The following is a 20,564-nucleotide window of genomic DNA, read 5'->3' as shown; positions in this document are numbered from 1 at the left end:
TTGTGCAATACTAGGCGTTATCGCATCCAGGGAGTCAGAAGGAGAGGGAATGGAGATCAATCCGGTATTTGCCCGCCGCTTGTATCTATGCTGGCTATTGACCCATGAAGAGAAGCCGAATGTACCACGCCTCATGCAGTGCACCGGCTGGCCGCGTCGCACATTGCAGGATGTGCTCAAGGCCTTACCGGGGCTGGGGGTTACGCTGCGTTTCGTCGAGCAGGGGGTGCGTCATAACGATGGCTACTACATGCTGACGGATTGGGGGCCGCTTGATGCGGCCTGGGTGGCGCAGCACGCCGAGGCGTTGCGTGTTAGCCTCACCGAGGCGGCATAAGTCGCGAGGCGCCATTGCCGCCTCGCCCCATGCGTTATTGGTTTTTGTACTCCAGGTAGAGTACCGTCGCGGCGACGCGTGAGCGGACATTCAGCTTACGCAGCAGATTACGGATGTGCACCTTAACGGTCTCTTCCGAGATATGTAGTTGCGCGGCGATCTGCTTGTTGGACATGCCGCGCGCCACCTCTTGCAGGACGTCCAACTCGCGTTCGGTGAGATCGGCCAGTGGATCGGCGATCTCGCTGCGCGTACCCAGGTAGTTCAAGACCGCCTCGCTAAATACATTGTGTCCTTCCGCCGCCTGGTGGATCTGTGCCAACAGTGTCTCGGGCTCGCTATCCTTCAGCAGGTAGCCATCCGCTCCGGCATCGACCAGGGCATACACATCGCTGCGTGCGTCGGAGACGGTGAGGATGATGATGCGTGCATCGACCCCTTCGTTACGCAACGCCTTGAGTGTATCCAGTCCCGATAGCCCCTTCATATTGAGATCTAACAGGATCAGATCCGGTTGAATGCGTTCGGCCAAGGCGATGGCCTCGCTGCCGCTACTGGCCTCCGCCGCCACGTCGAAGAGGGGATCCAACTCGAGCAGTTGGCGTATGCCACGGCGCATCAGTGGGTGATCATCGACGATCATGACACGAAAGCCGGCGGTGGTTGAAGTTGGGTTTTCCATGACAAGCTCCCTGAAGGAGGGCGGTGTATCACCACCCAGCATTATTATTATAAATCAGATCCCATCGCCGGATGTGGGGCGAAACGTTAGCGTAACACGCGTCCCTCCCGTCGGCCCTGGGGTAAGGTGTAATTCGCCATCCAGGCGGGCGGCGCGCTCGGCCATGATGGTCAAACCGTAGTGACCCGGCGGCTCTTCGCTACTGGGTAACCCGACGCCATCGTCGGTGATGCTGATGACGCTGATGCCATCGGCGCGCCCGTGGCAGTTCACGCTAATGTGTTGTGCCTGAGCATGCTTGATGGCGTTAAGCGTGGCCTCCCGGACGATCTGTAGCACATGAACCTGTTGTTGCGCATTGAGTAATTGGGAAGACAACGTGCAGTGTAGCGTGATCTTTGCCGTCGTCTGCAATTTTAGCGGGGCCAATAGCTGTTGCAACGCCTCGCGCAGATCGGCCTCCTCGATCGTCAGGCGGAAGGTGGCCAGTAGCTCGCGGAGCTGGCGGTAGGCGTCGCTGAGGGCCCGATCGAAGTCTTGAATGATCGCTTGAGCCTGATGGTTTTCGGCCTCAGTCGCCCGGCGTAGCAAGGTAATCTGAATGCGCAGGAAGGCCAGCGCCTGAGCGAGCGAGTCGTGCAGCTCGCGAGCGATGGTGGCACGCTCCTCCATCAGCAGTAATTGCACCTGCTGCTTCTGAGCGCGGTTGAAGTAGACGCCACGGCTGAGCATATTGGCGACGTTTTGCATCAACTGGCGTTGGGGAGCCTGATGCGCTGGCCAACGCAACATACCGAGCGGATGTCCATCCAGCATCAGCGGCAGCGTCTCACTCGCCTCATCGGGCCTCACCTCGCCGCTGGCGAGCAGCCAGCGCCCCTGACCACTGTCCACCACCTCGAGTTGTAAGAAGTCGAGCCCCTCGCTGCTGCGCACGATCTCCAGGACCTGTTCGAAGCTGGGCTGGGTGATCTGACTCACGGTCAGCGCCTGTGAAGCTTCGAATAGCACGCCGAGGGTACGGTTGGCTTGGGTCAGGCTCTCGGTCTTCTCACGGACCTTATCTTCGAGTGAACGGTACAGCTTCTCCAACTCGCCCGACATGCGTACGAAGGCCTTCGACAGGACGCCCATCTCGTTGGGTAAGTTGACGTCCAGCGGCAGCGGCGTGAAGTGACCCCGCTGCATGCGGACGCTGGCGTTGACCAGCTTGTTGAGCGGTGCCACCACTTCGCGCCGAATGGTGCGGATGGCGAACCACACTAAGCCGAGTAGCGCCAGCAGGCCGATCAGGCTGATCAGCACCACCTGTTCCATTTTTTGCTCGGCATGGCGCTGTAGCACCAGGACAAAGTGATCGATCTGATCGACGTAATGGGCCACGCCATGTAGGAAGGCTTGGCTATGTCCCTGGCGGAGTTGGATCTCTAACCCTTGCCAGGTGGTGAGCAGTTGGGCGTACTCGCGTTGCACCGAGCCAGGCACATAGAAACGGGTCAGTTTTTGCAGCGCGGAGGCGTGCAATGACTGGTTGTACTCTTCGAGGTGACGCGCCACATCCTGCGGTTGGTTGGTGAGATCGTAGGCCAGACGATAGCTTTGCATACGTAGCGAGCCGGCGATGTTCACCGCCTCGGCATCGTTGATGCTGCTGGCGACGGTTAACAAGGCGATGCCCGTCGACAGTACGGAGAGGATCACCATGGCGATCAAGGCGCGCGCCAGGGTACTGGTCACGGAACGTTTTACCAACACATCAGCTTTCCTAAGTGAGACATGGCGCAGCGCCGATCGTGGGGAGACGCCATGCGTTATATAACTGTATAAATAGCGAAATTCAGCGCAACAGCGGACACAATGCGTGAAAGTGAGCGGAAAGGTTTGATCCCGCGCAATTATCCCCCCTATTTAACTCTAAAGAGGAATTATCAGCAGTAATAGAAACCGGATACTCGACGCCATAAGCACAATAACAACATAAATGCTGTGGTGAAGGCTAGACGTTGTTCCTGTCGCATGCATGTCATGCGTCGTCGCGTGCCTCGGAGGATACGATCGTAGGCCGCGAGCGCAACGTTGTATGAGCGATGTTGGCGCCGAGCGCGCCCTTTTTGACCCGATGGATGAGCGATGTCACAGGAGCGTTCGATGACTACTCTGTCCCGACGCCATTTATTGCGTGGCCATTGGCGACATGCCGTGGCGGAGCGCCGCCCGCCTTGGGCGCTAGAGGAATCGGCCTTTGTGGCCGGTTGTAGCCGTTGCCATGCCTGCATCACCCAGTGTGAGAGCGGGGTGTTGGTCGTCGGCCAAGGCGGCTTTCCTACCCTCGATTTTTCCCGTGCCGAGTGCACGTTCTGTCGGCGTTGCGCCGACGCCTGTCCGCAGCCGCTGTTTCACCCCGCCGATCAGCGTCCTTGGCGGCTACATGTCGAGATCCAGGCGCATTGCTTGGCGCAGCGCGGTATTGAGTGCCGCAGTTGTCAGGATGGCTGCGAACCGCGGGCGATTATCTTCATCCCTCGCCCGGGGAGTGTCGCGGCGTTGCGTCTGGCCCCCGAGCGCTGTAGCGGCTGTGGCGCCTGTATCGCCGCCTGTCCGGTTGATGCGCTGCGAATGGTGGAGAGCGCCACCCCCAGCGAAGTTAAGGAAGCGTAATGAGCAGAGAGATATGGCACGTCTGCGGGCTGGTGGTTCAGGCCCGCCCGCAGGCAGTGACGGACGTGGCGCAACAGTTATCCGCCATGGACGGTACCGAAGTCGCGGCCAGTGAGCCGCAGCAGGGCAAGCTTGTGGTTGTCATGCAAAGCGAGGATTCAGGCACGCTGCTGGATCGAATTGAGTCAGTGCGCAATGTGGCAGGCGTGCTGGCGGTGTCGCTGGTTTATCACCAGCAGGATGAGCAAGGTGAGGATACGCCATGAAACTCAGTCGTCGAGACTTCATGAAAGCCAACGCCGTCGCTGCCGCTGCCGCAGCGGCGGGGCTGACCATTCCGACCGTGGCCAGCGCGGTGACGGGAGATGCAGCGGATACGATCACGTGGGAAAAAGCCCCGTGTCGCTTCTGCGGTACCGGATGCGGTGTACTGGTCGGCACACAGAATGGCCGAGTGGTGGCCTCCCAGGGTGACCCGGATGCCCCGGTCAACCGGGGGCTGAACTGCATTAAGGGCTATTTCCTGCCCAAGATCATGTACGGTAAAGATCGTCTGACCCAACCGTTACTGCGCATGAAGAATGGGCAGTACGACAAAGAGGGCGAGTTTACCCCGGTCAGCTGGGATCAAGCCTTCGATGTGATGAGCGACAAGTTCAAGGGTGCGCTGAAGGAGAAGGGGCCGAGTGCCATCGGCATGTTCGGATCCGGTCAGTGGACGGTGTGGGAAGGCTATGCGGCCGCCAAGTTGTTTAAGGCGGGTTTCCGCTCCAACAATATCGATCCCAACGCGCGTCACTGCATGGCCTCCGCGGTGGTCGGCTTTATGCGTACCTTCGGTATGGATGAGCCGATGGGCTGCTATGACGATATCGAGCAGGCCGATGCCTTCGTACTGTGGGGCTCCAACATGGCGGAGATGCACCCGATCCTGTGGTCGCGCATCACCAACCGCCGACTGAGCAACGACAAGGTTCAGGTCGCGGTACTCTCCACCTTCGAACACCGTAGCTTCGAGCTGGCGGATAACCCGATTATCTTCACGCCGCAGTCCGATCTGGTGATCCTGAACTACATCGCCAATTACATCATTCAGAACAACGCGGTCGATCAGGCGTTCCTCGATCAGCATGTCAACATCCGTAAAGGGGCGACCGACATCGGCTACGGCCTGCGTCCGACCGATCCACTGGAGAAGGCGGCGAAGAACCCGGGGAGCGATGCCTCCGAGCCGATGAGCTTCGAGGACTACAAGGCCTTTGTGGCCGAGTATACCCTGGAAAAAACCGCCAAGATGACCGGGGTACCGCAGGATCAACTGTTGGCGTTGGCCAAGCTGTATGCCGACCCGAACATCAAGGTGGTCTCCTACTGGACCATGGGCTTCAACCAGCATACCCGTGGGGTGTGGGCAAATAACCTGTGCTACAACATCCACCTTCTGACCGGCAAGATCTCTAAGCCGGGCTGTGGTCCCTTCTCGTTGACCGGCCAGCCCTCCGCCTGCGGTACCGCCCGCGAGGTCGGCACCTTCTCCCACCGTCTGCCGGCGGACATGGTGGTGACCAACGCCAAGCATCGCCAGATCGCCGAAACCCGTTGGAAGATCCCGGCCGGAACCATTCCGGACAAGGTTGGGTTGCACGCCGTGGCGCAAGACCGTGCGTTGAAAGACGGCAAGCTTAACGCCTACTGGGTGATGTGTAACAACAACATGCAGGCCGGTCCGAACATCAATACGGATCGTATGCCGGGCTGGCGCGATCCGCGTAACTTCATTGTGGTTTCTGACCCTTACCCGACGGTGAGTGCGCTCTCCGCCGACCTGATCCTGCCGACCGCCATGTGGGTGGAGAAAGAGGGCGCCTACGGCAATGCCGAGCGCCGTACCCAGTTCTGGCACCAGCAGGTTCCGGCGCCGGGAGAGGCCAAGTCGGATCTGTGGCAGTTGATGGAGTTCGCCAAGCGTTTCACCGTCGATGAGGTGTGGCCAGCCGAATTGTTGGCGCAGATGCCGGCATTGAAGGGCAAGAGCCTGTATGAGGTGTTGTTCGTCAACGGTAACGTCAACAAGTATTCGCTGGATGAGATCCCGGCCGATCGTCTGAACGATGAGGCGCGCGCCTGCGGCTTCTACGTGCAGAAGGGGCTGTTCGAGGAGTATGCCGGCTTTGGTCGCGGTCATGGTCATGACCTGGCGCCGTTCGATGACTACCACAAGGCGCGCGGTATTCGTTGGCCGGTGGTCGACGGCAAGGAGACTCTGTGGCGTTACCGTGAGGGCTACGATCCGTTCGTTAAGGCGGGAGAAGGGGTGCGTTTCTACGGCAAGCCGGATGGTAAGGCGGTGATCTTTGCGCTGCCCTATGAGCCGCCCGCCGAGGTGCCGGATCAGCAGTATGACCTGTGGCTCTCCACGGGCCGCGTGTTGGAGCACTGGCATACCGGCTCGATGACGCGCCGTGTGCCGGAACTGCATCGTGCCTTCCCAGAGGCGGTGCTGTTTATTCATCCGCTGGATGCCAAGGCGCGCGGCTTGCGCCGAGGCGACAAGGTGAAGGTGTCGTCACGTCGCGGCGAGATGATCTCCATTGTCGAGACGCGCGGACGTAACCGCGTCCCGCAGGGGCTGGTGTATATGCCATTCTTCGATGCCGCACAACTGGTCAACGTGTTGACGCTAGATGCGACCGATCCGCTGTCGAAAGAGACCGACTTTAAGAAGTGCGCGGTGAAGGTTGAGAAGGTGTAAGGACGAGATCCGATGACGGAACAACGAGATAAGGGACCGGCACGGCGGCGCTTCTTGCGCGATGCCGTTCGCGGTGCGGGTGGGTTGGCGGCCGTAGCGATCCTGCTGGGATTGCAACAGAAGCAGTCTCAGGCACGGGATGGGTTGGCATTACGTCCGCCCGGCGCGTTGCCCGATGGTCGCTTCGAGGCCGCGTGTATTCGCTGTGGGCAGTGCGTCCAGGCTTGCCCGTATGACACGTTGCAGTTGGCGACGCTGTTGTCGCCTTCGGCGGCGGGTACCCCTTATTTCATCGCTCGTCAGACACCGTGCGAGATGTGTGACGACATCCCTTGTGTGGCGGCTTGCCCGAGCGGGGCGCTCGATCCGGCATTGACCGATATCGATGACGCCCGCATGGGGCTAGCGGTGTTGCTCGATCACGAGAACTGCCTCAACTGGCAGGGATTGCGCTGCGACGTCTGTTATCGCGTCTGCCCGGCGATCGATCAGGCCATCACCCTGGAGTTGCATCGTAACGAACGCACCGGTAAACACGCCAAGTTCTTACCGACCGTCCACAGCGATCACTGTACCGGTTGCGGCAAGTGTGAACAGGCCTGCGTACTGGAGGAGTCGGCGATCAAGGTGCTGCCCCTGGCGCTGGCGCGTGGCGAGTTGGGGCGGCACTACCGCCTCGGCTGGGTCGAGAAACAGAAGGCGGGGCATGCCTTGGTGCCAGAGAGTGCGCCATTGCCGATCCGTCAACCGCAGGGAGGTGAGTGATGGCGAATCCGGTCGCCCAAGCGGGGCTGGAGGCGCGTCGGCGTCTCGGTTGGTGGCGTAGCCACCGTTGGCTGTGGCTGCGACGCAGCTGTCAGTTGGGGGTGTTGGCGCTGTTTCTCAGCGGCCCAGTGTTCGGGGTATGGATCCTGAAGGGCAATTACAGCGCCAGTCGCTTCCTGGATACGTTGCCGATGAGTGATCCGCTGATGATGCTGGAGAGCCTGCTCGCGGGCCATTGGCCGGCCATGACAGCGTTACTGGGGGCGTTAGTGGTACTGGGACTGTATGGCCTGATCGCCAGCCGCGCCTTCTGCGCTTGGGTATGCCCATTGAATCCGGTGACCGATCTGGCCGCCTGGTTGCGCCGCCGCCTGGCCATCCGCCAATCGGCACCGCTATCGCGCCAGCTACGCTACGGCATCTTGCTGGCCATCTTGGTCGGTAGCGCCGTCAGCGGCACGCTGCTGTGGGAGTGGCTTAACCCCGTCGCGTTATTGGGACGTAGCCTGATCTTCGGCGCGGGCGCCGGGCTGTGGCTGATCCTGGCGATCTTCCTCTTCGATCTGTTGATCACCGAGCATGGCTGGTGTGGCCACCTCTGCCCGCTGGGTGCCCTGTATGGGGTGATCGGCAGCAAGAGTCTGCTGCGTATCGGTGCGACGCGGCGTGAACGTTGTACCCGTTGCATGGATTGTTTCCATGTTTGCCCGGAGCCTCAGGTATTGCGCGATCCGGTACTCAATCACAATCACAGCCCGCTGGTGCTGAAGCAAGAGTGCATTAGTTGTGGGCGCTGCATGGACGTATGTGCCGAGCAGGTATTTGAATTTAAGACACGATTTCATCGTTCGGGAGATAAACAATGAAGAGCAATGTCATCAAGAAGCGGTTCTCCCTGGGGGTACTGTTACTGGCGTTGGCGGGGGGGGCCTCGGCCGTCGACAATGCGGTCGACTTAGCCCAGTCACCGGAGGTGTCCGGCACCGCCGAAGGGCAGGTCAGGATGCCGAAACAGCAGGAGCGGATGGCATTGAACTATGTCAACCAACCGCCGATGATCCCGCACAGCGTGGACGGCTACCAGATTACCAAGAACACTAACCGCTGCCTGCAATGCCACGGGGTGGAGAACTACCGTACTACCGGCGCGATGCGTGTCAGCCCGACTCACTTTATCGACGCCAGCGGCAAGATGTTGGGGCAGGTAGCGCCTAACCGTTACTTCTGTCTGCAATGCCATGTGCCGCAGAGTGATGCCGCCCCGATCGTCGGCAACACCTTTACCCCCTCCAGCGGTTTCGGTCAGTAAAAGGGGCCTATGATGAGTGAGCAACACAACGCCCCGACGGGCAACAAGCCGGGTCTGCTGCGCCGGGTGTGGCAGTGGTGGCGTCGCCCTAGCCGTTTGGCGATCGGCACGCTGTTATTGCTGGGGTTTGGCGCCGGTATCCTGTTCTGGGGCGGTTTTAACGCCGGTCTGGAGAAGGCGAACACCGAGCAGTTCTGCCTCAGCTGTCATGAGATGCGCGACAATGTTTACCAGGAGTACCTGGAGACGGTGCATTATTCCAACCGCAGCGGGGTGCGTGCCACCTGTCCAGACTGCCACGTGCCGCATGAGTTTGTGCCGAAGATGATCCGCAAGATTCAGGCCAGTAAGGAGCTGTACGGCAAGATCTTCGGGGTGATCGATACGCCGCAGAAGTTTGAGGCGCATCGCTTGCAGATGGCGGAAAACGAGTGGGCGCGCATGAAGGCCAATAACTCGCAGGAGTGTCGTAACTGCCATAACTTCGACAATATGGACTTCAGCCAGCAGAAGACGGTGGCGGCGAAGATGCATGACCAGGCGATTCGGGATAACAAGACCTGTATCGACTGTCATAAGGGCATCGCCCATAAGCTGCCGGAGATGAAAGGCATTCCTACCGGCTATTAAGCGCCCTTGAGGCGATATGCGAATCAATGCGCCCATCTGGGCGCATTTTTTTTTAGCTATCGACAGGGAGCCTTGGCCGCACCATGCTCGCTTCTCCGACGCGCGCGCTCTTGTCCGTGAGTTCGCGGCTATCCCACGACTTAGCAGGCGATGAAGCGGTGGGTATGATCGAGACGGTATCTCACCCCGGCGCGGATACCCTCCTCCCCCTCGACGGCGAGGGCGAAACGTATACGCTTCCCATCGTGGTAAGCCAATGCGGCGCAGCCTCCCACGCCCAAGACAATACTGTTAACCGGCGCGACGCTGGCGATGACCGAGCCGGCACCGACGGCGGTGATATCTACGCCGTCGCCACTATTGATAATTTTGGCCGTATCGCCAAAGCTGACGAGACGCGCCAGATCACCCGTGTTCGCGAGGTGACTCTCTGGCCCACAGGCGGCGAGATGGGCTCGAGTGCCGCCATTGACGATGCGTGCATGCGCGCCCGCGCTACTGACATAGGCTGCATTGCCGCTCAGCGCGATACGGACTTGTTTGCCATTGCTGGCAATATGCGCCTGGTAGCCGCAGCTGGCGAGGCGTACCCGTGCACCACTACAGGCGATCTGTGCGCCGTAGCCCGCGAGGGCCAGTTCACCATGATCGCCGCGCCAGCCGAGGTGACTGTGTGAGCCGCAACAGGCGAGTTGGCTCTGTTGCGCGTGGTTGCCCAGCTGGAAATGGTCACCCGCGCAGGCGATGCGGCTGCCGTAAACGCCATTGTGCCAGCGTTCACCATCCCGGGCACTGGCGATCTTGGGTGCATAATCGCCCTGGGGTGGGAGGGGAGCGGCCGCGTTGCGGAGCGAACTTAATCGCTCCGCCAGGTGCATCATGGCGCCGATATCTTCCCGAATAAAGGCCAGGCGTGTGTACCCGCGGGCCCAACCATACTCGGCCAGCGCGCTAGCCCAGTCGAGCCGCTCGGCCTGGATGAGGGCTCGGTAGATCGCGCCGTAGTGGCCTCCCCGTGGAAAATGATGCCGCAACCAGCGGTATAGCCAGCGAGAGGCGCACCCGTGGCGCAGGTCGTGCAGGGTGAGGATCATGGCCGCGCCTCCTCACGAGAGGGGAAGCGTGGAGATGGCGAGATAACGGCGTGCATACGCATCGTCTACCCTTTAGGAATGACGTGTTGGGCGGCGCGGCGGTACTGATGTGGCTTACCGGTGCCTGGCAGCCAGTATTGTTCGTACCTATTCCCCTGTAACCAGCGTTTAATCTCTGGGCTCTCCTCGTCGCCAAAGATCAGCGCCTGCTGCGGGCAGACGCTGACACAGATCGGCGGGAAACCTTTCGCCAGCCGCGACTCACAGCAAAAGTCACACTTATCAGCGACATGCCGCCGAGGATCCAGATAACGGGCTTGGTAGGGGCAGGCGGAGACGCAGTAGCCACAGCCAATACAGTCTGCCGGGTTTACGCGGACAATACCGTTCTCGTCACGCCATGACGCGCCGGTCGGACAGACATCGATGCAGGGCGCCTGGTCGCAGTGCTGACAAGCCTGGCGGAAGTAGCGATAGGTCGTCGCCTGTTCATCCTCGGCCAAGGGGATATGCAGGATGCTAAGACGACTCCCCTGGCGGGGGACGCGATGGGTCTTGCGGCAGGCACGCGCGCACAGGTTACAGCCGGTACAGCGTGATTCATCGTGGATCATGGCATAGCGGGTACGCGTTCCTGCCTCGGCGTTCCCGGCCCGGCATGGGCCGGTGAAAAAGATGACCGTTCCGAGGCCGATGATAAAGTTCCGGCGAGTCAATGACATCGCGTTATCCTCCTGGCGATGGCGGCGTGCGCCCTATTCCCTACGCGGCCCGCGCCGCTCAGGGGTTCTGATGCTGCTCGACTTCGATCCATTGGCATAACCCATAGGCCTTGCCATGGCTCATAAAACGCTCGCTGAACAGATACGGCGCGCCGTTGCTCGCCTCGACCCGGCGAATGTCGGCATAGTCGGGGTGGGTGTCCAAGGTGGCTAGCGCGGCGCGGATCTGGGCGGCCGTGAAGCCGTATGGTGGCAACGCCAGCATGGCGAGCGGGTAAGGCCGGGGATAGGTACGGCAAGCGAAACGTACCGCCTCGGCGATCGCTCGGCAGATATCCTGTTCCATCATCTGGAGGCAGATATCGGCATAGTTGGCCGTCATGTTACGCGCCGAATAGTAGTAGTCATCCCGAGCACCGGTGAGGCAGACAATGTCCGCCTCTGTTGCGCGTTGGGCCAGACTCGCTAGTAGCATCGTTAAATCGGCCTCGGCAAAGGCGTAAGGCGGTTGCAGGAAGCGCGCGCGGGCGACCAGCTTACCGCTCGCGGAGTGCTGGCGAATGAAGTCTGCCAGGATCGCTTCCGGCGCATCATGGGTTTCCGCTGGCGCGGGTACGGATAGCGCGTTAGACGCGGGTTGCAGCCGTCGTAGCCATTGGCGTTTGGCGCGGTCGGGCTCGTCGACCGGCGCGGCGGAAGGGGGAGTGGGCGGATCAGCCGCCACATCATGGCGATGAGTCATGGGTCGCTCCCTAGGCCGGCAGGAGATGCTGCGCCGCCAAATCGTCCGCCACGTCGTTGAGACCGAGGCGGATTAAGGTTTCTCGCGTCGGGCAACCGAGTTGCGCGTCCCACCCCATCGCCTGATAAAACAGGGTCAGCGCCTGCTGCATGTCCGCACGATCTAACTTGTCGGTTCCCTCGCTGAAGACCGGGATGTGGGGATCTTTATCGAATACCCAGGAGCAGATGAGGTCGTGTTGCCGGCGCATGTCGTTGGTCTGCATCAATTTTACCGTGTAGGCGCGGTGTAGGGTGAGGATGCGCTCGGCGGCCAGATCGAGGCTCTGCTGGCTGGTCTCGTCTCCGGTGACCGCCTGGAAGAATTTGGCCTCCAGGGCCAGATCGCCCCGGTAGTTGCGCGACTTGAGCGGCGAGACGGTCATCGGCCAGACCCAGTTGCACAGCGTGATCGCGTTGTGTAGGCAGACGCGGAGTAACGCCCACTTGGCATAATTGATCTTGGCGGCATTGATCGGCGTGTAGTTTTTGGTTTCATCATACGCCGCCTCCGAGCCGAATAGCTCGGCGGCGATCGCGCGTTGCAGCGCCAGTGGTAAGCCTGAACCGATAAAGTTGATGTGGGTGTGGGTCATGCAGTCTCGATTAAACATGCAGTTAACGATGGCACCCACTTGGGCTGAGGCTTCATTGGCGTGATGTACCGGGTAGCCGAAGGGCGACCATAGCTTGTTGTGTTCATCGGCCCAGTACGCCTCACCCAGATCCCAGCGCTGAGCGATGGCATAAGAGCCATCGGCCAGATGGCTGAATTCGCCGATGCGATGCGCGAGGCGAGAGTAGAAATCTTGCAGGAAGGCCGGATCGCCCGCCTCCAACAGATCCCAACGGATTTGGTCATATTCATCGGCGGGCAGGACACGGCGGAAGACACCGTGGCTGTAGCAGTAGCTGAAGTCACGATGCAGCTGCCCGTAGTTGCACCATAGGCCATAATCATCGAACAGATTCAGGCCGACGAGGTTGCCGACGACACGCCCATCGTCCGGGTCATCGAAGTCCTTTGGCCCGTTGGGAAAAATGGTGGTGTGCACGAAGTTGGCCACGCAGGTACTCCCCCCGGTCGTGGGCACGCCGAAGTCGCCGGCTTGTGGGACATGGAGCTGCGATACACAGCGAATGGGGCAGGAGTGGCAGCCCCCCATCTTCACGGTGTACTTCTCGGCCATCGGGCCGAGATCGAAGACGGCTTTTTGCGTGCGCAGGCCGACGGTGTTGGGATTGCCCGGCGGGATCACCCCGGTCTCGATAGGCCCGCCCTCAGCCGCCCCCCAGAATAGCCCCTGGCGGGCCGTCCAACGTGAGGCCGGGGAGGAGTACTCCGCCCAAGGTTGGGGTGTGCTGGGAACGACATGGTTGTTATTGGCCCCGATCAACTCACGCAGCATATAGTCGTTGAGGCGCTTCATCGCATGGCGATCGGCGATAGCGACCCCACGACTGCCGAACACGGCGATGGCTTTGAGGTTTTTCGCCCCCATCACCGCTCCGCTTCCCGCGCCGCCGCAGTGGTTACGGCTATTGATGATGCAGGCGAGCGGCACACGGTTCTCCCCGGCCTGCCCGATGGCGGCGACGCAGGTCTCCGCGCTCGTCAGGCGGCAGATGGCCTCGCTGGTGGCGCGGGTGCCCTTGCCCCACAGGAAGTCGGCCTTTTCCAGACTGACCTGATCGTCGTTAATATGGAGCCAGACCGGTGATGGCGAGGCGCCCTCGATGATCAACGCATCATAGCCGGCAAATTTCATTTGTGCGGCGAAGAAGCCCCCCATGTGGGCATCGACCACTAAGTGCCCTTTGGTGAAGGTGGAGAGGGTGGTGATGGTGACGCGTGAGCTACAGGGGGCGCCGGAGCCGGTGAGTGGGCCGACGGCAAAGACCAGTTTATTTTCCGCCGCGAAGGGATGGGTACCGGGCGGCACCTCATGATACATAATCTTATAACCGAACCCCATCCCACCGATAAAGGGCTTGAGTGCGCTCGAATCGAGACGGCTAATCTTTCCGCTCGTCAGATTGACGCGTAAAATAGTCCCGCTCCAACCGTAAATCATCATATTGTCCTTGGTGCCAAGATTAAATTAACCTGTCTCAATTATCTTTTTGCTGAATATATATTGAATAATATCGTTATATATCTACCGGGAATGAACTGCGCCGTTTATTCATCGATGGCTTGCCAGGCAACGATTTTGAGTGCTCCGGTCGGACAGGCATCGGCACACTCGCCGCATAATATGCACTTGGCGGATTTTTTCGTTACCGTATTGACGGTAGCCATCATCCAGGGGCAGGCCGTGGTGCAGGCGCTACAGCCGATGCAACGTTTCTGATCGACGGCAATACAGCCTAAGTCGGCTCGCCAGCGGATGGCACCGATCGGGCACGCATCTAGGCAGGCGGGATCGCGGCATTGGCGGCAGGTGTCGGCGTGATAGCTGAGATCGCCATACAGGCCGCCGCCGGAGCCGATCCCAGCGTTGCCAAAGAAATAATTCCGTTGGACCTTAATACGGGAAAAGAAGCTGCCTACGCTGCCGTCGTTGAAGAGGGTGCAGGCGAGTTCGCAGCGCTGGCAGCCGGTGCAGCGTGCTCGTCGGGTGATCAAGACGCCCTTCGGTGTGGCGAGTAAGCTCACACGCCCACTGTCGATATCCTCTTGATCGCAACCGAATAAGGCCAGTAGTGGCGGGGCGAGGGTTAATCCGACCAGCCCACGTCCAGAGAGGCGGAGAAAGGCCAGGCGAGTTAACTCGGAATCCAATAAGGGATGATCGCTCTGATCCATATCGTATACATCCTTGTGGCGTGATCTCAAGCCGAGAGATTGAACGCGATTTTCTACCGTATGACGATGATCGGCGCTAGCGTAATAGGCCGAGATAAAGACTAATAAGAGGAGCGCTTGGTGAATGTCATAAAATAGTAGAGCGCAGCATGATAACCGTAATTGATCATTGTCAATGAAGCTGACGAATAGAAAAAAGAGTGCTGAGCGATAGTAGACATATTTATTATTGATGGTGAATGGCTTCGGTAAATAATATCAAATCTCATTTTTATATATTTTTGGTGAGATGGGTTATATAAAAACATTTATTTTTATGATGATCATTCCGCATTGTCGCTATTACCTTGGTATATCTTATTTTCGATACCCGATACCCGATACCCGATACCCGATACCCGATACCCGATACCCGATACCCGATACCCGATACCCGATACCGGACGTTTTACATCATGCGGAGCGTCCCGTCGCGGCCCCAGCGTACGTTGATCGCGTCACATCGATGGCGGGGACCGGGATGCGTGACGGCGTTTACGCTCGTCTACTCCTCCCCCGTTTCGCTGGATCAGTGTTAGCGCGTGGTATTAATGAGTATGCTGATGGCTATCTTGGCTCACGATATAAGGCTGTGTGATGAACATCCAATTTATCCATGAACGCTTGCTCTCTGACGCCTGGCGTCCGCTGCGCGAGTACGAGTATGACCTACCACGTCGTCAGGGTGGGGTGGTGCGCCAGCGGCGCGAGGTCTATCTCCGCGGTAATGGCGCGACCGTATTGCTGTATAACCCACAGCGCCGCTGTGTGTTGCTGATTCGCCAGTTCCGTCTACCGACTTACCTTAACGGCAATCCAGACGGCATGTTGATCGAGGCCTGCGCGGGGCTTCTCGATCAGGATGCGCCGGAGGCGTGTGTCCGGCGGGAGGCGATGGAGGAGACCGGCTATGCCATCGGCGAAGTCCGGCGCCTCTTTTCCGCCTACATGTCGCCGGGCGGGGTGACCGAGATCGTACACTTCTTCTGCGCCGAATATAGCGAGAGCCTGCATCAGGGACGTGGCGGCGGCATCGACGATGAAGATATTGAGGTGTTAGAGATCCCCTACCAGGAGGCGTGGCGGATGGTCGAAGAGGGGCGCATCTGCGATGGTAAAACCATCATGCTCTTGCAGCATGCGCGGCTAACCAACTGGTTTTCCTCGTGAGATAGAAGGGCTTAGCGGCTAAATAAATACGCAGACGGTGCCTTTCTTTGTGGCTTTATGCCTTGCCTCATGGTTTCGCACGGTTCCGGCGCTATACTCACGTTTCACAAATCATTTACAGCATAATAAAGAGTGTGCCGCCCTGAGCGGTGTGGTGCCATGGTGGGTGGCTGCACGTTTGGGCGACAGCGAGAGACGCTAAAAGGAAGCCTAAAATGGACGAACAATTGAAACAAAGTGCACTTGATTTCCATCAGTTTCCCGTCGCCGGGAAGATCCAGGTCGTGCCGACCAAGCCGTTGGCGACCCAGCGCGATTTGGCGTTAGCCTATTCGCCGGGGGTCGCGGCGCCATGCTTGGCGATTGCCGACGATCCGTTGGCGGCTTACAAGTACACGGCGCGCGGCAACCTGGTCGGGGTGATCTCTAACGGTACTGCCGTGTTGGGATTGGGCAACATCGGCGCCCTGGCCGGTAAGCCGGTGATGGAGGGGAAGGGTGTGCTGTTCAAGAAGTTCGCCGGCATCGATGTGTTCGACATTGAGGTGGATGAGCTCGACCCCGATAAGTTGATCGAGGTGATCGCCGCGCTAGAACCGACTTTTGGCGGCATCAACCTGGAGGATATCAAAGCGCCGGAGTGCTTTTACATTGAGAAAAAGCTGCGTGAGCGCATGAATATCCCGGTATTCCACGACGATCAGCACGGGACGGCCATCATCTGTACCGCCGCGGTGCTGAATGGCCTGCGAGTCGTCGCTAAGCCGATCGACCAGGTGCGTCTGGTGGTATCCGGCGCGGGCGCCTCGGCGATCGCCTGTCTTAACCTGCTGGTGGCGTTAGGGCTGAAGCGGGAAAATATTACCGCCTGTGACTCTAAGGGGGTGATCTACCGTGGGCGCGAGGCGCATCTGGTGGAGAGCAAGGCGGCCTACGCCATCGAGGATAATGGCTGGCGTACCTTGGCCGATGCCATTCCTGGCGCCGATATTTTCCTTGGTTGCTCCGGTCCCGGGGTGTTGACCCAAGAAATGGTGAAGCGTATGGCGCCGTCGCCGTTGATCTTGGCGCTGGCCAACCCAGAGCCGGAGATCCTGCCTCCGTTGGCTAAGGCGGTACGCCCGGATGCGATTATCTGTACCGGCCGCTCCGACTTCCCCAATCAGGTGAACAACGTGTTGTGTTTCCCGTTCATCTTCCGTGGTGCGTTGGATGTGGGGGCGACGACGATCAACGAGGAGATGAAGCTGGCGGCGGTGCGCGCCATCGCCGATCTGGCCCTGGCAGAGCAGAGCGAAGTGGTGGCCTCGGCCTACGGTAATCAATCCCTCTCCTTCGGGCCGGAGTACATCATTCCTAAACCCTTCGATCCGCGTCTGATCGTCAAGATTGCGCCGGCGGTGGCGCAGGCGGCGATGGACTCTGGCGTCGCCACGCGGCCGATCGCCGATATGGAGGGGTATGTCGAGCATCTGACCGAGTTCGTCTATAAGACCACCCTGTTTATGAAACCGGTCTTCTCCCAGGCGCGCCAAGATCCGAAGCGTGTGGTGTTGGCGGAAGGTGAGTCAGAGCGAGTGCTGCATGCGACTCAAGAGCTGGTGAGCTTAGGCTTGGCGCAACCGATCTTGATCGGACGCCCGCAAGTGATCGCGCAACGCCTGAAGAAGCTGGGGCTGCAGATCGAGATCGGGCGAGATGTGGAGGTGGTGAACAACGAGTCCGATCCGCGTTATAACGATTATTGGCATAGTTACTATGCGATCATGAAACGGCGCGGTGTTTCCCAGGCGCAGGCACGTCGGGCGTTGATTGCTAACCCGACGGTGATCGCCGCCATCATGGTGCAGCGCGGCGAGGCTGACGCGATGATTTGCGGTACCGAGGGTGACTATCAGGATCACTACGATGTGCTGCATGAGGTGTTTGGGTACCGTGAGGGCTGCCATGTGGCGGCAGCGATGAATGCGCTGCTGTTGCCGAGCGGCAATACCTTTATCGCCGATACCTATGTCAACCAGGATCCCACGGCCGAGCAATTGGCGGAGATCGTGCTGATGTCGGCCGATGAGGTGCGTCGTTTTGGTATTGAGCCGAAGGTTGCGTTGCTCTCTCACTCCAGTTTCGGCACGGCCGATTGCCCATCGGCGCGTAAGATGCGTCAGGTCTTGGCGCTGGTGAAACAACGGGCGCCGGAGTTGGAGATCGATGGCGAGATGCATGGCGACGCGGCGCTGGTAGAGAGCATTCGCCAGGGGGTGATGCCGGATAGTCCCCTGAAAGGGGCCGCCAATATTCTGATCATGCCAAACATGGAGGCGGCGCGTATCAGTTATAACCTGCTGCGGGTCTCTTCCTCCGAGGGGGTCACCGTTGGCCCCATGCTGATGGGGATCCGTAAACCGGCGCATATCCTGACGCCGATCTCTTCCGTGCGGCGCATCGTGAATATGGTGGCGCTGGCGGTGGTTGAGGCGCAGAGTCGAGCGCGTTAAGTCCGTAACATGCCGCCCACTGGGCGGCATTTTTTTGTCTCTTTCTCGGTGTCGTTGAGGGGATGGTGGCGGAGGTTATCTGGTGGGAGGGGCGATGCGAGCGATGCTATTGACGTTGGCGCTCTTGGCGTTGGTGGGTTGCCAGCGCGCGATACCGCCTGCGGAGCGCATCGTGGCGTTGGAGACGGGGCGCCTGTTAACGCCGGAGCAGTTGGTGGAGCATCTGGCCGCGGCACCCCGGCTGATCGTCGGCGAGCAGCCGAGTGACCCACGTCATCAACAGATCGCGGACTGGCTACTGGGGCAACTGAGCCAGCGACGGCCGCAGGGCAGCCTATTGTTGGAGAGGGTGCAACCGGAGCAGCAGGCTGCCATCGCGGCGTTGACGGGACGCCCACTCACGGATCTGAGCGACGCGAGGCTGTCTGCGACGCTGCACTGGCCACCGACTTGGCCATGGGCGCAGTATGGTCCCCTGGTGCGTCGAGCGCTACAGGGGCGCTATCCGTTGCTGGCGGCTAACCTGAGCGAGCGTGAGTTGGCGCGAATCCGTTTGCACCCAGTACCGCCGCCGGGTGCCTTGAGTACCCAGGATGCGGTGCAGGTGGAGATCGTCGCCGCCTTGGCCAGCCGGTATAAGGGGACGCTACCGCAGAGCACACAGCTGACATACGACTTGGCGTTACAGCAGTGGCGTGATCGGCGGATGGCACAGGCGCTATTAGCGGCGCCACTACCGGCCTTGTTGCTGGTCGGCACGCTCCATGCACGGCGCGATCTCGGCGTACCGCTGCACATCGAGGATGAGGAGCCGCTGACCGATGTCAGCGTGCTGATCCTCGCTGCGCCGGGGGCGGGGGTGACGGCGCAGCAGGCTGATTATGTCTGGTATAGCGCCTCAGCGCGCCTGTAGCCACAGCTGCAACTGGTTGGCGAACTGCTGACGTTCGCGTGGGCTGAGTGGCGCCGGCCCACCACTTTGGATGCCACTGGCGCGTAGCGTCTCCATGAAGTCACGCATCGTCAGGCGGGAGCGAATCGTCGCCGGATCGTAGCGCTCGCCGCGCGGATTGAGGGCGCATCCCCCCTTTTCCAACACGGCCGCCGCCAAGGGAATATCGGCGGTGACGACCAGATCACCGGGGGCGATACGTTGCACGATCTCGTTATCGGCGGCGTCGGGGGTGGTGGCCACGCAGAGCATACGCGCCCGGCTCCCTGCCGGCAGGCGTTGTGGGCGGTTGGCGACCAGGGTGATCGCCAAGGCGTGTCGCTCCGCCGCGCGGAGTAGCACCTCTTTAATCACCGTTGGGCAGGCATCGGCATCGATCCAGATTTGTCGTGTTGTCATGTTGTCTCGTTAGCCAGCCAATCGCGCGGTGTGAGAAAATCGCGCGTCAGGCGCGCCTCCGGCGAGTCGGCTGGGGGTTGATAGTCATATTCCCAGCGTACCAGCGGCGGCATCGACATGAGAATCGATTCACTGCGTCCGCCACTCTGTAAGCCGAATAGCGTACCGCGATCCCACACCAGATTAAACTCTACATAACGGCCGCGCCGATAGAGTTGGAACTGCCGCTCCCGCTCACCCCATGGTAGGGCACGCCGCCGCTCGACGATCGGCAGATAGGCTGGACAGAAGCCGTTACCGACGGCGCGGGTGAAGGCGAAGGCATGCGCGAAGTCCGGGGTGTTGAGATCGTCGAAGAACAGCCCGCCCACGCCGCGCGCCTCTTGGCGATGAGGGAGAGAGAAGTAGCGATCGCACCACGCCTTGTAGCGCGGGTAGTACTGCGCATCGAAGGGCTGGCACAGGTCGCGCGCCTGGCGGTGCCAGTGCACGACATCTTCATGAAACGGATAGAACGGCGTCAGATCGAAGCCTCCGCCGAACCACCACAGTGAGGAGCCATCGGGGCGTTCGGCACTAAAGAAGCGGACGTTGGCGTGTGCGGTGGGGACATAGGGACTCCATGGGTGTAACACCAGGGAGACCCCCATCGCCTGGAAGGCACAGCCCGCCAGCTCTGGTCGCTGGGCGCTCGCCGCGGCGGGCAGGCTGTCGCCACGAATGTGAGAGAAGTTGACGCCAGCCTGCTCGAACAGCGCGCCTTGGCGCAGGACTCGGGTGCGTCCGCCACCGCCTTGGGCGCGTTGCCACTCATCTTGCTGGAAGGTCGCGCCACCGTCGGCGGCCGCGAGTTGTTGGCACAAGTCATCCTGGAGTTGCAGCAGGAAGTGTCGTACCGCGTCACTGTCTGGGATCATCAAGGTGTCTCTCCGCGTGGTTTGTCCCGCTCAGTATAACGGAAGGGCGATCGT

General features: G+C 60.1%; 20 protein-coding genes. 11 read left to right on the top strand and 9 right to left on the bottom strand.

All coding sequences use genetic code 11. The annotated features are described in order from the left end of the window. Positions 1-49: 49 nt before the first annotated feature. Positions 50-337 (top strand): helix-turn-helix domain-containing protein, encoded by a 288-nt coding sequence (locus ACEQFP_RS11335; protein ID WP_005296554.1) that lies wholly within the window; start codon positions 50-52, stop codon positions 335-337. 34 nt (positions 338-371) lie between these two features. On the opposite strand, the gene narP is transcribed toward ACEQFP_RS11335, so the two are convergent. Next, positions 372-1,019: a nitrate/nitrite response regulator protein NarP gene (gene narP / locus ACEQFP_RS11330; protein WP_005296552.1), complete on the bottom strand. Its 648-nt coding sequence runs from the start codon at positions 1,017-1,019 to the stop codon at positions 372-374. 54 nt (positions 1,020-1,073) lie between these two features. After that, positions 1,074-2,774, bottom strand: a complete 1,701-nt coding sequence (gene narQ / locus ACEQFP_RS11325) for a nitrate/nitrite two-component system sensor histidine kinase NarQ (protein WP_097364035.1) — start codon at positions 2,772-2,774, stop codon at positions 1,074-1,076. A gap of 393 nt (positions 2,775-3,167) precedes the next feature. Here narQ and napF point away from each other — a divergent pair, with 393 nt between their 5' ends. The 7 genes from napF to napC are packed head-to-tail and all read left to right on the top strand — an operon-like array spanning position 3,168 to position 9,133. Next, positions 3,168-3,677, top strand: coding sequence for a ferredoxin-type protein NapF (gene napF, locus ACEQFP_RS11320; protein WP_005283841.1), 510 nt, complete (start codon positions 3,168-3,170; stop codon positions 3,675-3,677). After that, positions 3,677-3,943, top strand: coding sequence for a chaperone NapD (napD, locus tag ACEQFP_RS11315; RefSeq protein WP_005283844.1), 267 nt, complete (start codon positions 3,677-3,679; stop codon positions 3,941-3,943). The genes napF and napD overlap by 1 nt, the downstream gene beginning before the upstream one ends. Then, positions 3,940-6,429: a nitrate reductase catalytic subunit NapA gene (gene napA / locus ACEQFP_RS11310; RefSeq protein WP_005283847.1), complete on the top strand. Its 2,490-nt coding sequence runs from the start codon at positions 3,940-3,942 to the stop codon at positions 6,427-6,429. The genes napD and napA overlap by 4 nt, the downstream gene beginning before the upstream one ends. Before the next feature lie 12 nt (positions 6,430-6,441). After that, positions 6,442-7,194, top strand: a complete 753-nt coding sequence (napG, locus tag ACEQFP_RS11305; RefSeq protein ID WP_005283850.1) for a ferredoxin-type protein NapG — start codon at positions 6,442-6,444, stop codon at positions 7,192-7,194. Further along, on the top strand, positions 7,194-8,060 hold the full coding sequence (gene napH / locus ACEQFP_RS11300) for a quinol dehydrogenase ferredoxin subunit NapH (protein ID WP_068869882.1): 867 nt from the start codon (positions 7,194-7,196) through the stop codon (positions 8,058-8,060). The genes napG and napH overlap by 1 nt, the downstream gene beginning before the upstream one ends. After that, entirely contained in the window at positions 8,057-8,503 is a 447-nt protein-coding gene (gene napB / locus ACEQFP_RS11295; RefSeq protein ID WP_005283856.1) for a nitrate reductase cytochrome c-type subunit, read from the top strand. Before napH ends, napB begins: the two co-directional genes overlap by 4 nt. 9 nt (positions 8,504-8,512) lie before the next feature. Further along, entirely contained in the window at positions 8,513-9,133 is a 621-nt protein-coding gene (gene napC, locus ACEQFP_RS11290) for a cytochrome c-type protein NapC (RefSeq protein ID WP_396464344.1), read from the top strand. 140 nt (positions 9,134-9,273) lie between these two features. Here napC and ACEQFP_RS11285 read toward each other — a convergent pair whose 3' ends face one another. The 5 genes from ACEQFP_RS11285 to ACEQFP_RS11265 form a co-directional block, all read right to left on the bottom strand. Next, a complete protein-coding gene (locus ACEQFP_RS11285; protein WP_396464343.1) occupies positions 9,274-10,227 on the bottom strand; it encodes a hypothetical protein in 954 nt (317 codons plus the stop codon). 65 nt (positions 10,228-10,292) lie between these two features. Beyond that, the gene (locus ACEQFP_RS11280) at positions 10,293-10,949 is read right to left on the bottom strand and encodes a 4Fe-4S dicluster domain-containing protein (RefSeq protein ID WP_005283863.1); all 657 of its coding nucleotides are present in this window, start codon (positions 10,947-10,949) and stop codon (positions 10,293-10,295) included. A gap of 58 nt (positions 10,950-11,007) precedes the next feature. After that, positions 11,008-11,691 carry a YdhW family putative oxidoreductase system protein gene (locus tag ACEQFP_RS11275; RefSeq protein WP_370557676.1) on the bottom strand — a complete coding sequence of 228 codons (684 nt, stop codon included), beginning with the start codon at positions 11,689-11,691 and terminating at the stop codon, positions 11,008-11,010. A gap of 10 nt (positions 11,692-11,701) precedes the next feature. Continuing rightward, a complete protein-coding gene (locus tag ACEQFP_RS11270; protein WP_396464342.1) occupies positions 11,702-13,804 on the bottom strand; it encodes an aldehyde ferredoxin oxidoreductase in 2,103 nt (700 codons plus the stop codon). Between the two features lie 107 nt (positions 13,805-13,911). Continuing rightward, positions 13,912-14,538 carry a ferredoxin-like protein gene (locus ACEQFP_RS11265; RefSeq protein WP_005283873.1) on the bottom strand — a complete coding sequence of 209 codons (627 nt, stop codon included), beginning with the start codon at positions 14,536-14,538 and terminating at the stop codon, positions 13,912-13,914. Between the two features lie 636 nt (positions 14,539-15,174). Here ACEQFP_RS11265 and nudK point away from each other — a divergent pair. The 3 genes from nudK (at position 15,175) to ACEQFP_RS11250 (ending at position 19,155) form a co-directional block, all read left to right on the top strand. Next, positions 15,175-15,747, top strand: a complete 573-nt coding sequence (gene nudK, locus ACEQFP_RS11260; RefSeq protein WP_005283883.1) for a GDP-mannose pyrophosphatase NudK — start codon at positions 15,175-15,177, stop codon at positions 15,745-15,747. Positions 15,748-15,962: 215 nt separating this feature from the next. Continuing rightward, on the top strand, positions 15,963-18,242 hold the full coding sequence (maeB, locus tag ACEQFP_RS11255) for an NADP-dependent oxaloacetate-decarboxylating malate dehydrogenase (protein ID WP_005283886.1): 2,280 nt from the start codon (positions 15,963-15,965) through the stop codon (positions 18,240-18,242). A 94-nt stretch (positions 18,243-18,336) separates the two neighbouring features. Continuing rightward, entirely contained in the window at positions 18,337-19,155 is an 819-nt protein-coding gene (locus ACEQFP_RS11250) for a ChaN family lipoprotein (RefSeq protein ID WP_068869866.1), read from the top strand. Here ACEQFP_RS11250 and ACEQFP_RS11245 read toward each other — a convergent pair. Continuing rightward, positions 19,141-19,593 carry a YaiI/YqxD family protein gene (locus tag ACEQFP_RS11245; protein ID WP_005283891.1) on the bottom strand — a complete coding sequence of 151 codons (453 nt, stop codon included), beginning with the start codon at positions 19,591-19,593 and terminating at the stop codon, positions 19,141-19,143. The genes ACEQFP_RS11250 and ACEQFP_RS11245 overlap by 15 nt on opposite strands. After that, positions 19,590-20,510 carry an oxygen-dependent coproporphyrinogen oxidase gene (gene hemF / locus ACEQFP_RS11240; RefSeq protein WP_005283896.1) on the bottom strand — a complete coding sequence of 307 codons (921 nt, stop codon included), beginning with the start codon at positions 20,508-20,510 and terminating at the stop codon, positions 19,590-19,592. Before hemF ends, ACEQFP_RS11245 begins: the two co-directional genes overlap by 4 nt. Positions 20,511-20,564 lie beyond the last annotated feature (54 nt).

This window comes from Edwardsiella sp. A.80236 (assembly GCF_044540725.1).
In the GTDB taxonomy this organism is placed as follows: Bacteria; Pseudomonadota; Gammaproteobacteria; order Enterobacterales; family Enterobacteriaceae; genus Edwardsiella; species Edwardsiella tarda.
Note: the sequence above shows the minus strand (reverse complement) of the source record. Positions and strands in the feature narration are given on the sequence as shown.